Source organism: Vibrio sp. 811 (genome assembly GCF_033339195.1).
Window position 1 is genome coordinate 1 of sequence record NZ_JAWOUB010000713.1, and the last position, 573, is coordinate 573.

At 51.8% G+C, this 573-nt stretch carries 1 protein-coding gene; it reads right to left on the minus strand.

The window, feature by feature from the left end; all coding sequences use genetic code 11:
* On the minus strand, positions 1-573 hold a 573-nt coding region (locus R7Q46_RS28995; protein WP_318078555.1), incomplete at both ends, for a 3,4-dihydroxy-2-butanone-4-phosphate synthase.

Consider the following 573-nt stretch of genomic DNA (forward strand, 5'->3'; position numbering starts at 1 on the left):
CACTCCCACGCGGCGAGACGTGCCCTGCTTTTTCGCTAAAGTAGGTGCTTCACCGTTATCTTGCGCGTCGAACATCTTCACGCGGTGGATGAGCAACTCGGGTGGGTCTTCATTGCCAAGTACAACCAGAACACCGCCTTCTTCACCGATACGCTTCATCGCTTTATCCAGTGTCCAGCTGCGCTCTGCATTGCGGTCACTGCGTAATACATCGGTGAATACGTCTTGTAGATGCACACGAACCAGCGGCGCTTCGCCGGCCAAATCACCTTTACACATAGCGTAATGCACTTGATTATCGATGGTGTCTTTGTAAGTCACCAAAGTGAACTCACCGTGTTCAGTTGGCAGTTTGCATTCTGCTACACGCTCAATGGTCGTTTCTGTGTTGTTGCGGTATTCGATAAGGTCCGCAATAGTGCCTAACTTCAAGCCGTGTTTTTCAGCAAAGATTTCAAGATCAGGGCGGCGAGCCATGGTGCCGTCGTCGTTTAGGATCTCAACAATCACAGAAGCAGGCTCAAGCCCCGCAAGGCGAGCTAAATCACAACCCGCTTCGGTATGACCAGCGCG